Raw genomic sequence first — 15055 nt, 5'->3', positions numbered from 1 at the left:
GAGGGGGAACAGCATGCGGATTTTGCACACAGGTGATTGGCATTTGGGCCGCACGTTGGAAGGGCGCAGCCGGTTGAAGGAGCAGGAAGCGTTTTTGGAAGAATTGGTGAAAATGGCTGACGATCAGCAGGCGGATTTGATTATGATGGCTGGGGACGTGTACGATTCAGTCAATCCTTCGGCCGCTGCAGAACAATTGTTTTATGAAGCATCTGCGCGTCTTACGGCTGGAGGAAGACCGTTAGTGGTCATTGCGGGCAATCATGATCAGCCGGAAAGGGTAGCCTCAGTCACCCCGCTGGTAAGTGGGCGCGGAATTACATTGCTGGGACTGCCTCACGGGGAAGCAGTGCGCGTCCATACACCGCGAACGGGTGAAATGGCATGTATTGCAGCCTTGCCATATCCCTCCGAGTCTCGTCTGAATGAGCTATTGTCTGAAGACGGAGATGAAACCATATTACGCGAGGCCTATAGCCGCCGTGTGGGGATGCTGATGTCGCAGCTAGGTACAGCGTTTCGGCCCGACACGGTTAATTTGTCGATGAGCCATATTTATGTACTTGGCGGGCTGGAGTCGGATTCGGAACGCCCGATTCAGGTCGGGGGAGCCTATACCGTAGATCCGTCTGCTTTGAGCATTGGAGCGCAGTATACGGCTCTGGGGCATTTGCATCGTCCCCAATATGTGAAGGGCGATGGACTGATGCGTTATAGTGGCTCTCCGCTGGCTTATAGCTTTTCCGAAGCTGGACAAGCCAAATCGGTTACGTTAGTTGATGTGATTGCCGGCAAGCCAGCACAGATTGAAGAGTTGTATATTACCAGTGGACGCCCATTAGTGAGGTGGCGAGCACGGGGAGGTCTGGAGGAGGTATATCGCTGGCTGGACGAAGGACTGGATGCGGATGCCTTTATTGACCTGGAAATTACACTGGATGAAGCAATGTCGATGGGAGATATTCAACGGTTGCGCAAAAGCCGTGAAGGCATCATTCATATTCGTCCTGTGTACCCGGAAATGGCTGCAGCACAGTTGGAACATCAACGTACAGAATTGCCGGTTCATGAGCTGTTTCGGGCGTTCTATCAACGACAGACGGGCGGAGCACAGCCGGATGACGGATTAGTACAGTTGTTTCTGGAACTGGTAGAACAGGATGAGGAGGGTGATGTATGAAACCGATCCTTCTAAAACTGGCAGGGTTGCAAAGCTACCGGGAGTCGCAGGAAATTCGTTTCGACGATTTGACCGAAACGGGACTGTTCGGAATTTTTGGTCCAACGGGTAGCGGTAAATCAACGTTGCTGGATGCCATTACGTTGGCTATGTACGGTAAAGTGGAACGGGCGGTGAATGGTACACAAGGCATTATGAATCATGCTGAGGATACGTTGTCTGTAGCATTTACGTTTGAATTAATGTCAGCTCAAGGACCTCGCCGTTACCGCGTAGAAAGACGTTTCAAACGTGCAGGAGGCGTATCGGTTAATAATACGCTTAGCCGTTTTATTGCATACACAGAAGATGGCGAGGAAGTGCTTGCTGATAAGGTACAGGATGTGACACGCTGTGTGGAGGAGTATATTGGCCTGAAAATGGACGATTTTACACGCGCTGTTGTATTACCGCAGGGGAAGTTTGCGGAATTCTTGTCCTTAAAGGGCAGTGAGCGCAGACAGATGCTTCAGCGCTTGTTCCATCTGGAAAAGTACGGAGATCAACTTGCACAAAAACTGAGCCGCCGTGTGAAGGACAACGACATTGCCCTGAAAGCGTTGGAGGCGGAGCAGCAAGGGCTGGGGGATGCGAGTGCTGAAGCGCTTGAGCTAGTAAAGCAGCGCCTCCAAGAAGCAATTGCCCATGCAGAGACTTCACGCCGCGAGCTGGAGCGTGTTGCAAAGGAAGCGGAGGCGCTGAATAAAACACGGGAGCTAGTTATCGAGCTTAGCCAAAGAGTGAACGAGCTGGAGGAGATGGCAAGACAGGAGCCAGGCATTGCTTTGCTGGAGCACAGGTTGCGACAAGCATCTGCAGCGGAGGCGTTGCTGCCCGCACTGACGGATTGGAAGGAAGCCGTTGCCGATGCAGACAAACGGCAAAAGAATGCTGAACAAATGGCAGTCCTGGCTGCCTCCGCAGCGGAGGCGGCGCTTGCATCTGTGCAAGCAGATGAGCAGGCGCGGCAAGTACTCAGTGCTGAAGAACCAAAGCTATTGCTTCGGATCGATCAATTGGAGCAGGCACTTCAACTGGAACGTGATACGGAAGTGTTGCGGACCGAACGGGAGCGTTTGGCGGCCGAACTAGCATATAGTGAACAAACCCTTGCGGAGCATGCCGCAGCTCTTGCAAAGGAACAAGAGTTACAGACACGAGGTTTGAAGCGGCAGCAGGAGCTTCAACAGGAGCTAAAGCAAAATGAAGTGCGGGCAGATGAGCGGCGTATGCTGCAAGAGGCAATGCAGCGATTGCAACAGTTGGAGACAGCGCATGAGCAGTGGCGGGAAGCTGAACAGGAGTATTTAGCTCAGGAGAAACGGCTTGCTTTAGCAGGCGAACGTCTAAAGCTAATGGAGCAGGAGACACAGGAGACCGAGGCACGACGTTCTGTCCTTGCTGCCCAGGCGGCTGAAGGCATTGAGGCGTTGCTGGCGCTGGAGTCGGAAATTACAGCCGACGTGTCAGCACTGGCTGCTGAGGAGGAGCAGTTGCGTCACGAGCTTCGTGCCGAGGAGCTCGGGCGTCTCGCGCAGCACCTCGCTGCCGAGCTGCGCGAAGGAGAGCCATGCGCAGTGTGTGGCTCTCTGCATCACCCTGTGCCTGCCGCTGTTGCGTCCCATAGCGCGGATTCCGCCGCGCCGGATGAGCTGCACCGCCTGCGGCTTGGCTTGCAGGAGCTACGCCTTACGCTGCGCCAGCAGTTGCACGAGCAGCGCAGCTTGTTGGCGCAGCCTACCGGCACAGACAGCGGCGCTGCCGCCACGGGCGAGCCAACTGCGCCCCTGGCAGCGCCAACTGTGCCGCGTGGTGTCGCTGCATGGGCGGAGCGCTGTGCAGCGCTGGAGCGCGCTGCGGCTGAGCTGGCAGCTCGCGCGCATACACTGCCTGCCGAGGCACAGGCACTGCGTGAGGCAGACGCTGTCGGACAGCAGCGCCGTATTCGCGCAGCCGCCGAGCAGGAGGCGGCGGTGGCAGCGCTGGCGCAGGCGCGGAGCAAGCGCGAGGCATGTACCACGCGCAGCGAGGGGCTGCGCGCCGAATGGGCGGTGCAGCTGCCAGATGTCAGCCCGGACCAAGCTGCGGAGCGTTATCGCGCCATGCAGGAGCGCGACCGACGTACGGAGGAGCTTCGGTCCCGACTGGAGACAAGTGTCACCTTCCTCGAAGAAAAGGCAGTGCGTGTACAGCAGATACAGCAAAGCATCATCGAGGAAGACAAAATCATTATTGCCCGTCGTACAGGGCTGCAAAGCAAAGATGAGCTGCTGCGTGAAAAGTTGGAACAGCTCCAAAAGTGGGTTGGAGAAGGCCGAGCAGCTTCATTGCTGGAAGAAGCGACCTCACGCTTGCTGGGACTAAAAAATGGGGCTGAAGCGGCAGCACGACGCCGTGCCGAAGCGGAAGAACGCAAGCAGCAGGCCGTTCATGCTTCACTGATCGCGCGCCAGGCTTCCGACTCGGCAGAAGAAAGACGGCAGACGGCAGAATCCCGTTGGGGCACCCGTCTGGAAGCTTCCTCTTTTGCTACGGAAGCGGAGGTCGTGGAATGCTGCCTGGGACCAGAAGAAGCAGCACGTTATGAACATGAAGTGAGTGTGCATCGAGAACGGGAGAAGGAGCTGACTTCCCGCTTAAAGCATGTCGAGGAGCAGCTGAATGGAGCAACAGTAACAGAGGAACAGTGGGAAACGACCACTGCGAGGCTGCGTGATTGTCGTGCAAGCGACGAAGAGGCGCTTCAGAATCGCGCCAAGGCTGAGCGTGATTTAGAGGACTTGCAGCGTCGGCACGTCCGCTGGATGGAGCTGGAGTCCAATCGTATACACCTGCGTAGTGAGGCAGAGAAAATGTCCAAGCTCCAGTCGGTTTTTCGCGGTAATGCCTTCGTTGAATATATTGCCGAGGAGCAGCTTATGCAGGTCAGTCAATCGGCTTCACGCCGCCTGCGTTTTCTGACTAAGCAACGTTACGCGCTCGAAGTAGATTCGAGCGGTGGTTTTGTCATTAGTGACGATGCCAATGGTGGGGTTAAACGGCCGGTATCGACCTTGTCCGGCGGGGAAACATTCCTGACCTCATTGTCACTTGCACTTGCGCTGTCGGCTCAAATTCAGTTGCGGGGTCAATACCCTCTTCAATTTTTCTTTCTGGATGAAGGCTTTGGTACGTTGGACCCTGAACTGCTTGACACCGTGATCACCTCGCTCGAAAAGCTGCATCACGATCAACTATCTGTTGGTGTGATTAGTCATGTCCCTGAATTACGGGCCCGTCTCCCACGCAAGCTGGTTGTTCTGCCTGCAGAGCAGGCTGGTGGAGGCTCTCGTGTGGTTATGGAAACATTTTGAAATAATGTGATACAGATCATAGATACAGTTTCAAACTGTTGTTATAATACAGCTAAGCCGACAAGTTAATCATACAGCACCCCGGCGGACGTATGCTGTGGAAGAAATCTTCCCGTCATACGTCCGTTCAGAGGGGCTCTGCCAAGAGCTCCCGGGGTGCTTCTTTTTTTTGCAAGCCGGAATTCGCCCAATTTGGTGTAGCACATAGCCCGTTTTTGAATAACATACGGTATACATGCAAGAGTCTAGGAGGAAACGACCATGGAAAAAAGCATGACTACCGAAAATGTTACAGCACCGCAACAGATGGATGCTAAAACACTATGTCAACAGCATATGCATCGTTATGTATGCGTATGGGTAAAAGACGGGACAACGTATGACGGGATTGTAGAGCATGTGGATGATGAAAAGTTATACTTAGCTGTTCCTATGGGTGGAGAAGAAATGGAGAATGTGAATCTTCCCTATCCGCCTAACAACTGTGGATGCGGCTCCCGTGCTTATGGCGGCTATGCACCTTATTATCCTCCATACCCTTATCCGTATTCTTACCCTTACCCAGTCCCTGCTTATGCCTACGGATTCCCATACGGACGTCGCCGCTTTAATCGTTTGGTTCTGCCACTTGCTGCGTTGACAGCAATTAGCTTACTGCCTTATTACTAAACTTATCTTCTCACTATGCAAGGCTGTTTCTTCCAGTATGGAGAAACAGCCTCTTTTTCACATCTACGGTCTCATTACCCAATGGGCCTATTATACAACTTAATGAAAAGAAGCTATAAACCATGTTAACATCAAGCGTGTACAGGGACATAAGAAGGATGAAGGATATAAAAAGGATGTACAGTACAAAACAGGCAGGAGGATATCGTGAAAAAATATGTTTCGATTTTATTAGATATAGAGCTTAAAATTCGCGAGGGACAATATAGATCTGGTTACAAGCTGCCATCGGTCCGTGATGCTTCGGAGCAATACAAGTGCAGTAAAAGCACAATTCTGCGAGCTTATGCTGAACTTGAAAGGAAGCATGCCATTTATTCCGTACCGCAAAGCGGATACTATGTAGTGGAAACCCACAGCGATGTATACCATGGCCATAGTTCAGACGGTGTTGATTTTGCTTCAGCATCCCCGGATTTAAATGTATTTCCGTATCTGGATTTTCAACATTGTCTAAATCAAGCTATTGACACCTATAAATATCATCTGTTCACTTACGGGGACTCGCAAGGATTGGAAACATTGCGTTATACGCTCGTCTCGCATTTGGCCGATACTCAGGTATTTGCAAAAAAAGATCGGATTATCGTTACTTCAGGGGTTCAGCAGGCATTAGAAATACTCGCCAAAATGCCGTTTCCCAACGGTAAAGAAAAGATTCTGGTCGAGCAGCCCAGCTACGATATTTATTTGCGTTTTTTGGAGGAAGAAAGCATACCTGTCATTACGATTGCCCGTACAGCGGAAGGGCTCGATTTTTATGAGCTAGAGAATCAATTTAAGCAGGAGAACATCAAATTTTTTTATACGATGTCAAGGCATCATAATCCGCTAGGTATCTCATATAACACAGAGGAACGAAAAACCATAGCTGCCTTAGCTGCCAAATATGATGTGTTTATCGTAGAAGATGACTATATGGCTGATTTGGGAGTTGATCCTCTTGTTGATCCCATTTACGCATACGATCAAACGGAGCGCACTATTTACTTGAAAAGCTTCTCGAAAATCATTTTCCCAGGTTTGCGCTTAGGGGTTGCGGTCCTGCCAGAAAACCTATTAGAGACGTTCAGTACCTATAAAAGATATGTTGACACATCGATTCTGTCTCAGGCAGCACTTGATATCTATATTAAAAATGGAATGTATGAGCGTCATAAACACACCATATCCAAACTGTATTCGGAGCGCATTCATATTCTGAACAAGGCGCTGGAGCGATACAATCAGACCGGGTACATTCAAACTCCAGCTGTAACCTCAGGCGTTTATACGCCGTTTAAGCTGCCGAGGACGGTGAATTTAGAGCGTTTGGTATACAACCTTAAGGCGAGAAACATCCAGGTTGTAGCTGGCAAAGGCTTTTATTTATCAAGCTACAGGGAACAACAAAAATTTTTACGCATCAGTATTTCGCGTGCTCAGCCAGAGCAAATTGATCAAGGTGTCAAATCTATAATAGAGGAAGTTAGTAAGGGAAACTGGTATTAAGCCCCATTTTCCGTTATGATACATATAGAAACACAGGCATAGCCAATCATGATTGGTTATGTTTCTGTTTGGTGTGGAAAATACATAACTTTGAATGCCGAGAGCAAGCTGCTATGTTTAATGGCTTAGAATCGGCTCACTGCCAAAGGAGGGTTTTGAATGGACGATCTATTTTTGAAAATTGTGGATGGAAGCATTCCCAGTAAAAAGGTGTTGGAAACCGACAATGTGCTCGCATTTCATGACATCCAGCCTGCGGCGCCAGTACACGTGCTCATTATTCCAAAAAAATACATTCCTTCAATGAATGCTGTAACGGAGGAGGATCTCCCACTTATTGCAGAGATTCATCGTGTTGCGATTGAGGTTGCAAAAAAATTGGGAATCGCTGAGTCTGGTTATCGGTTGATTAACAACTGCGGTCCGGATAGTGGACAAGCGGTAGGGCATCTGCACTATCACTTGCTGGGCGGCGCCCAATTGGGTGCCTTGACAGGTATTTCAGACTCGCATGCTTAAAAATGACAGAGCTATTCTTTTCAGTAATGCGGAAGTGAGGGAAAAAAAGTCCTTCTATGTACTCATTTTTTCTTATAGGTTGACACCTGGTTTCCGTTTCACCTATAATAAAATTTGATGAACCGTGTTATTGCTCTTGGACGGTCTGGTCGGAGGGAGGGAAAACTGGTGTCTGAAACTAAAGTTCGCAAAAACGAGACAATTGATGCTGCACTTCGTCGCTTTAAACGTTCCATTGCTAAGGATGGCGTATTGGCTGAGGTGAAGAAACGCAAGCATTATGAAAAGCCAAGCGTAAAGCGCAAGAAAAAGTCCGAGGCTGCTCGTAAGAGAAAGTTCTAGGAGGATCTAAGTAATCATGAATTTGAGCGAACGATTGAACGAAGATATGAAGCAAGCAATGAAGAGTAAGGACAAGTTCAAACTCTCCACCATTCGAATGGTTCGTTCTACGATTAAAAATCTTGAAATAGATTTGAAACGGGATTTGGACGACAACGAAGTGCTTGATATTCTGAGTCGTGAGATCAAACAGCGAAAAGATGCCCTCCATGAGTTTGAAAAAGCAGGTCGTGATGAACTTGCGACAAGCACTAAAGCAGAAATAGAGATCATCGCTCAGTACCTTCCTGAACAACTTTCTGAAGAAGAAATTAAAGTTATTGTACAGCAGACCATCCAGGAAACCGGTGCTTCTTCAAAAGCCGAGATGGGGAAAGTAATGGCGGCCTTGATGCCTAAGGTAAAAGGTCGTGCTGACGGTAAGCTCGTGAACCAAGCGGTTCAGCAATTTCTGCAATAAACCTGAGACAAACAGGAAAACACAACACCCTCTGTTTACAGAGGGTGTTATTTCTATTTGCTTGGTGTCTACCGTAAAATGGAATGGTGGGGGAACACCTTTATGAAAGCGTTATCTATAATTGTGTGAAACGTGTGGTCTGTTAGAGGCGTAAAGTATGTGACAGGCGTCAGGATTAGCAATATACCCAATAATTTCACATTAAATCCTGAAAACTGTATAGTTTGTCTAACAAAGTTTGGTATGCTGTAACAAGGAAAGATCGAAAGGGGGGAAAGAAATGCATAGACAAGATCACCACTCCAGCCGTAAATTGATCTTTTTAACGTTGTGGATTATGATATCCGTTTTGTTATTACCCTTAGTTTATTCTGGATCAGCGGCAGCTCAAACAAAGGGTGGAGCTGTGTTTGTTATACCAGTTGATCAGGAAATTGAACAAGGTCTGGGCAAATTTATGGAACGTGGATTTGCAGAAGCAGTTGATTCCAAAGCCGGTCTGATTGTACTGGATATTAACACTCCCGGCGGACGGGTAGATACAGCGGAGAAGCTGGGTAAACTGATCAAAGACAGTCCCATTCCGACCGTTGCCTATATCAAAGGCGAAGCGGCCTCAGCGGGTAGCTATATTGCGTTGAGTGCCAACAAGATTGCTATGAAACCAGGGAGTATTATTGGAGCAGCAGCGTTAGTAGACGGCAGGGGGCAGGCTATTACCGATCCTAAAACGGTAGCTTGGTGGAAGAGTAGCATGGCATCTGCTGCAGAAGCTGGCGGTCGCAATCCGGATATTGCCAGAGGTATGGTCGATCCCAAAACAACGGTCTCTATTCCGGAGATGAACTTTAATAAGGGAAATGGGCAGATCATTTCTTTAACCAGTGAGGAAGCGCTGAAGTTGGGTTATGCGGATCACATTGCGTCTTCAGAACAAGAAGTTATCCAGTGGATGGGCTACAGTACGGATGATGTTATCCATGTGGAGCGCACATGGGCTGAGAAAGCAGCCGAGATATTGACCCATCCGATCGTGCAGACCTTGCTTTTATTTATCGGTATTGCAGGTGTAGTTATTGAACTGCTTGTACCCGGTTTTGGTGTGCCGGGAATTTTGGGTGTACTCGGGTTTGGCGTGTACTTTTTTGGTAATTATATTGCTGGCTTTGGCGGTTCGGAGACATGGCTATTGTTCATTATCGGTCTGGCTCTGCTTATACTTGAAATGTTCGTTCCAAGCTTTGGCATTCTGGGTATATTGGGTTCGATCAGCCTTGTCGCGGGTGTAGTCCGTGCAGCATATAACATGCAGCATGCGTTTATATCTTTGGGGATTGCATTTGCAGCGGCTGTTGCCGTGGTGGCAATTATCGCGGTTGTCTTCAAGGACCGAGGGATATGGAACCGTTTTATACTTAAGGAAAGTTTGACGGCTGACCAAGGGTTTTCTTCGGTTGTGAATCGGGAGACGCTACTAGGTCAGAGGGGGGTCAGTCTGACTCCATTACGTCCAGCTGGGACGGTGCTAATCGCTGATGAGCGAGTAGATGTCGTAACGAACGGGGAATTTATCGCCCCAGATATGCCAATTATCGTATCCAAAGTAGAAGGCGGGCGAATTGTCGTCAAGGCAGACGCAAGCGTCTAAGTAAACAACGAAGAATTAGATTAATGGAGGTTGATGCGAGTGTTCGAATCGGGTATTGTCAGCATTTTGCTGATTGCCGTAGTAGTGATTATTGTTTTGAGCGTGTTTTTTAGTTTCTTCCCGGTGATGCTGTGGATTTCGGCGTTGGCTTCAGGTGTGCGGATCGGTATCATTACGCTGGTAGCTATGCGGTTGCGGCGTGTCACACCAAGCCGAATTGTCAATCCCCTCATTAAGGCAACCAAGGCTGGCCTGGGCTTAAATATCAACCAGCTGGAAAGTCATTTTCTCGCAGGAGGGAATGTAGACCGAGTGATCAATGCGTTGATCGCCGCGCAGCGGGCTAACATTCCGCTTGAATTTGAACGTGCGGCTGCGATTGACCTGGCGGGACGGGATGTTCTACAAGCGGTCCAAATGAGTGTTAATCCGCGTGTTATTGAGACACCTATTGTTGCTGCCGTCGCCAAGGATGGTATCGAAGTGAAGGTTAAAGCTCGTGTTACGGTGCGTGCCAACATTGATCGGCTCGTCGGCGGTGCCGGAGAAGAAACGATTATTGCTCGGGTTGGGGAAGGGATCGTAACAACGGTTGGTTCCAGTAATTCGCATAAAGACGTGCTGGAAAATCCGGATTCCATTTCGAGAACCGTATTGTCCAAAGGGTTGGATGCAGGGACAGCATTTGAAATTCTATCCATTGATATTGCAGACGTTGATGTAGGTAAAAATATCGGTGCCTTCCTGCAAACAGAGCAGGCAGAAGCAGACAAACGTATTGCGCAGGCAAAAGCCGAAGAGCGGCGTGCGATGGCTGTGGCACAGGAACAGGAAATGAAGGCGCGTGTCGTAGAAATGAGAGCACGCGTGGTGGAATCCGAATCCGAAGTGCCTCTGGCAATGGCTGAAGCGCTGCGAGGCGGCAAACTAGGCGTCATGGATTACATGAATTTAAAAAATGTTGAGGCAGATACGCAAATGCGTAATTCCTTAGGTAAACCGAATGAGAACTCGGGAAATGATAACAAGAGCCGAGATTAACTAACAGGCGTAGCTAATGAATTAGGTAGTTAGGCGGTGAGTGATGAACTTTATCAGCTGGATCTTAGATCATTTGTATATCCTGATCGTGATTGGCTTTGCGCTGGTATCCTTCTTGGGGAAAAGCATTCAAAGCGGAGAGCGGAAATCTCCGCCGCGACAAGGGATGCCTACCTTTGGTGGTGATCATGGTTCCCGACGGCCCTCGACGTCAACCAGACCTTTCACAATGGAACCAGAACAAGAGCGACGTCGGCAGGATGTTACTGGAGAATTGCAGCGTCAATTTCCTAATGAACGACGGGCGGTAATGGAAGCCCGTCGTATAGAAGAAGCAGGAGATGGGGCAGCAACAGAAGAAGGGATAAATCGCGATTTATCGGATAACAGTACGACTCTAGAGGATCGAATCCGTGCTATGGAAGAAGAGCGTAGATCGGTTTTATCCCGTTTCGATCGTATATCCAATGTTAGAGATTCGGGAGAAATCACAGATGAGCCCAAGCAAACCTCGCAAGCGCATAATGCAGCGAATGTGTCTGATCTTCGTAAAGGTGTAATTTGGGCAGAAATATTAGGCCCTCCGCGTTCCAAGCGTTATATGGGTGGAGGAAGACGTTAAATGATAATGAATCCGTCACGGCTTTGGCTGTGGCGGATTTTTTACGATATTTTTTTAGCAATAAGTAATCATGCTGGAATAAAAAAAGACGCAACGACGAATGCTCTAATTATCTAACAAGGAATGTAATGGCCTCATATAAACTACATTAATCTTACATTTGTTGTTATCAAAAAAGACGTCATAATGTCTAATTTGGAAACCCATTTATGAAAATAAGTATGTGAAAAATGATCAAATGTAAGATTGTGAACAAAGCTTTCCGAAATCCATTTTCATTTTTTCTTTTTTATATATAATGTTCTCAACGATAGAACGAATGAAAATTTACTCCATAATTAGATAAAATTTGATTTAAATCGAGGTGATTTAGCAGGTTCATCAAAAGGTGAAAATTTATGTTGAGGAGGATGGAGTAGATGGGGAATAGCTTGTTCAGAAAGAAGAGCATTGATCAACTGCTCGCTGCTACACGTGGGGAAAAAGCACTTACAAGAGAATTGGGTGCGTTTGATTTAACCATGCTTGGGATAGGAGCCATCATCGGAACAGGGATTTTTGTTTTGACAGGTACGGGAGCAGTTACGGCCGGTCCGGGCTTGGTAATATCTTTTGTGATCGCAGGGCTCGCTTGTTTATTCGCCGCATTAGCCTATGCCGAGTTTGCTTCCACCGTTCCAGTATCTGGTTCTGTTTATACTTTTACATATGCTACGATGGGGGAGCTATTGGCTTTTGTTATTGGGTGGGATTTAATTTTGGAATATATGCTGGCGGCCAGCGCTGTTTCTGCAGGTTGGTCGGGGTATTTTGTATCCTTTTTAATAGGAATTGGTCTTCATATTCCAATTGAATTGACTGCTGCGCCAGGAGCTTTAAAAGGTCAGTCTACTTATTTTAATCTTCCAGCCTTTTTGATTTTGATGGCGATCACTTTCTTGCTTTATTTCGGAATAAAAGAGTCCAAACGAATCAACAACATCATGGTTATTGTTAAAATTGTTGTCGTTTTATTGTTTATTATCGTTGCTGCTAAATATGTAAAGCCAGATAACTGGACACCGTTTATGCCATTTGGGTACAGTGGGGTGTTTGGAGCTGCAGCTCTTGTGTTTTTTGCTTTCATTGGCTTTGATGCCGTATCATCAGCGGCGGAAGAAACCAAAAATCCAGCTCGTGATTTACCGCGTGGCATTATCTTTTCACTGGCTATTTGTACACTTTTGTACGTAATCGTTAGCGCGATTATGACAGGTATTGTGCCGTTCATGCAATTTGAGGGTATCTCCCATCCTGTGTCATTGGTTTTGCAGGTTGCTGGTCAGAATTGGGTGGCGGGTTTTGTGGATATCGGAGCCATCTTAGGGATGACAACCGTCATGCTGGTCATGCTGTATGGTCAAACTCGTATCATGTTTGCTATGTCACGTGACGGCTTAGTTCCTAAAGTACTGTCAAAGGTTCATTCCAAATATAAAACGCCTTATATTAACACATTGTTTTTTGGTACTTTATCTGCATTAATGGGTGGGTTGATTCCGCTGGATGAGTTAGCAAGCTTGGTGAACATTGGAACCTTATCAGCATTTATTTTGATATCGGTCGCTGTCATAGTAATGAGAAAAACACAACCTGATTTGCCAAGAGCTTTTCGATGCCCGGGAGTTCCATATGTTCCAATTCTGGCTATTATTGCTTGCGGAGTGCTTATTCTTAATCTGAATGGTCAAACGTTTATTCGCTTTATCATTTGGCTTGTTATTGGTATGGCTATTTACTTTTTCTACTCCAGAAAAAATTCTTTGTTAAATCGGGATTCCGAAAACTAACCATTTCATATTGTAAAATGAATAAGGCAGCCTCGTTTTTGATATGAAAACAAGGTTGTCTTTTTTATGTGAATTATTAAAAGTCCGCGTCGTTTCCTCTTTAATAATACAGTTGCTACGAATTGTAAGTTTAGCCTCATAAATGCGATGACCGGATCATAAAATGTACAGTACAGATATCTGTGACGTGGAGGAACGGCGTCCAGTGATGATCAAGATATAGGATGAGAAACCGAATGGTAATAACAAGAGCTTAAAAAATAGCAGCATAGCTGTCGTCGAAACAACTGTGGAGTGCTTAATGGTCATAACAATGGATTTTAAAAATGCAGCATAGCTGCCATCAAAATAACTATTAACCGTTGGATAACAGTTATTTTGATGACAGGAAAGGAGATTTCGCCGTATGAGCCGGATGAGCCGCAAACTGCGAAAGTGGGCCAGCGAGACGCTGGAGCTTCCGCAGGACATTCTATTTGACCTGCCGCGGTTAACCCTCATCGGCAGCCGCCAGCTTTATGTAGAAAATCACCGGGGTGTGTTGGATTTCACGCAAGATCAACTCGTGCTTGCACTTGCGCAAGGCAGGCTAAGAGTGTCAGGCCATAATCTCATTATTACGTCTATCCTGCCAGATCAGGTAAGTGTAGAGGGACATATTACAGATATTCAAATGGAAGGAACGGAGGAAGGCTCGTGAAACATCCCGCTTTAGCAAAGCTGCGTGGCACGGTTACCCTAGCTGTCGAGGGCGAAAGTGTGGAAGCTTTCATTAATGTACTGACTGATCATCAAATACCTGTTTGGAACGTGCGGCCAATGGATGCCAGACATGCAGAAATGAACCTTCTGCTGCCGCACTTCTTCCTGTTGCGTCCGCTTTTGAGAAGGACAGGCTGCAAAATGCATATTCTGAAGCGTCAAGGACTTCCCTTCACTGTTGTACGAATCGCAAAACGCAAATTTTTTCTCGCAGGACTGGCCTTGTTCTGGATAGGCCTCCTGCTCATGTCATCGCTCATCTGGGACATTGAAGTGAAGGGGAATGATAAGCTCCCTACAGAAACTATTCTTAAGGTAGCCCGGCAGGAGGGACTTTATCCGTTTCAATGGAATTTTCGTCTTTCCAGTCAGGACAAGCTTGCGCGCGCACTCATGCAGAAGCTGCCAGAGGCGTCCTGGATCGGTGTGGAGAGACAGGGGACTTTGGTGACAATTCAGGTCGTAGAAGCTTCCCAGCCTACTCCACCGCCGCTCTACAATCCACGTCATCTCATCAGCAAAGCCGACGCGGTGGTCACTGAAATTTTTGCCGAGCAGGGGCGTCCTGTTGTGCATAGAAATACGCGTGTCAAAAAAGGAGCCATTCTCATTTCAGGAACGCTTGGCGATGAGGAGAATCAGCAACAGGTCGTAGCCAAGGGAGAGGTAAAGGGGCTTGTGTGGCATGAATATGAAATTAGTAGCCCCATGGTGCGACGCAGCAGCACATATACAGGTAATAGCCATGATCGCTTATATCTGGTGCTGGGTAATCGTGCGATACAATTGTGGGGATATGGGAAAATACCTTATTCTACACATAAAACAACCGTTGAACATGATCCTCTAACATGGCGTTCCTACAAACTTCCGCTGGGTTGGATGAATGAAAGTGTGAGGGAGACCAAGGTACAAGAGCAGAAGTTAACTGAAACGGAAGCCAAAATGTCCGGTATAGAAGGCGCGCGCGCGGATATTTTAGCTAAATACGGCAAAGGAACGAAAATAATGAGCCAAAAAATTTTGCATGAGAAGAGAGA

Annotated in this window: 13 protein-coding genes; all 13 read left to right on the top strand. The window is 47.7% G+C overall.

Annotated elements, in window-relative coordinates:
• Positions 1-13: 13 nt before the first annotated feature.
• Entirely contained in the window at positions 14-1180 is a 1167-nt protein-coding gene (locus AC5V8P_RS06200) for an exonuclease SbcCD subunit D (protein ID WP_064796025.1), read from the top strand.
• Complete coding sequence (locus AC5V8P_RS06195; RefSeq protein WP_064796026.1) at positions 1177-4572, top strand: AAA family ATPase; 3396 nt, start codon at positions 1177-1179, stop codon at positions 4570-4572. The genes AC5V8P_RS06200 and AC5V8P_RS06195 overlap by 4 nt, the downstream gene beginning before the upstream one ends.
• 261 nt (positions 4573-4833) lie before the next feature.
• The gene (locus AC5V8P_RS06190) at positions 4834-5241 is read left to right on the top strand and encodes a hypothetical protein (RefSeq protein ID WP_064796027.1); all 408 of its coding nucleotides are present in this window, start codon (positions 4834-4836) and stop codon (positions 5239-5241) included.
• A gap of 207 nt (positions 5242-5448) precedes the next feature.
• On the top strand, positions 5449-6792 hold the full coding sequence (locus tag AC5V8P_RS06185) for an aminotransferase-like domain-containing protein (protein WP_063210088.1): 1344 nt from the start codon (positions 5449-5451) through the stop codon (positions 6790-6792).
• A gap of 159 nt (positions 6793-6951) precedes the next feature.
• Positions 6952-7311: a histidine triad nucleotide-binding protein gene (locus AC5V8P_RS06180; RefSeq protein WP_063210089.1), complete on the top strand. Its 360-nt coding sequence runs from the start codon at positions 6952-6954 to the stop codon at positions 7309-7311.
• 168 nt (positions 7312-7479) lie between these two features.
• Complete coding sequence (rpsU, locus tag AC5V8P_RS06175; protein ID WP_005547957.1) at positions 7480-7653, top strand: 30S ribosomal protein S21; 174 nt, start codon at positions 7480-7482, stop codon at positions 7651-7653.
• 16 nt (positions 7654-7669) lie between these two features.
• Positions 7670-8113, top strand: coding sequence for a GatB/YqeY domain-containing protein (locus tag AC5V8P_RS06170; protein ID WP_063210090.1), 444 nt, complete (start codon positions 7670-7672; stop codon positions 8111-8113).
• A gap of 280 nt (positions 8114-8393) precedes the next feature.
• Positions 8394-9761 carry an NfeD family protein gene (locus AC5V8P_RS06165; protein ID WP_064796028.1) on the top strand — a complete coding sequence of 456 codons (1368 nt, stop codon included), beginning with the start codon at positions 8394-8396 and terminating at the stop codon, positions 9759-9761.
• Positions 9762-9800: 39 nt separating this feature from the next.
• A complete protein-coding gene (gene floA, locus AC5V8P_RS06160; RefSeq protein WP_269203168.1) occupies positions 9801-10802 on the top strand; it encodes a flotillin-like protein FloA in 1002 nt (333 codons plus the stop codon).
• A gap of 43 nt (positions 10803-10845) precedes the next feature.
• Entirely contained in the window at positions 10846-11424 is a 579-nt protein-coding gene (locus tag AC5V8P_RS06155; RefSeq protein WP_064796030.1) for a YqfB family membrane protein, read from the top strand.
• A gap of 419 nt (positions 11425-11843) precedes the next feature.
• Complete coding sequence (gene bcaP / locus AC5V8P_RS06150) at positions 11844-13253, top strand: branched-chain amino acid transporter BcaP (RefSeq protein WP_064796031.1); 1410 nt, start codon at positions 11844-11846, stop codon at positions 13251-13253.
• 406 nt (positions 13254-13659) lie between these two features.
• Entirely contained in the window at positions 13660-13953 is a 294-nt protein-coding gene (yqfC, locus tag AC5V8P_RS06145; RefSeq protein ID WP_064796032.1) for a sporulation protein YqfC, read from the top strand.
• A partial coding sequence (yqfD, locus tag AC5V8P_RS06140; RefSeq protein WP_495473579.1) for a sporulation protein YqfD occupies positions 13950-15055 on the top strand: 1106 nt, incomplete at its 3' end. The genes yqfC and yqfD, both read left to right, overlap by 4 nt.

The sequence above is a fragment of the Paenibacillus sp. N119s genome (genome assembly GCF_059447605.1).
Note: the sequence above shows the minus strand (reverse complement) of the source record. Positions and strands in the feature narration are given on the sequence as shown.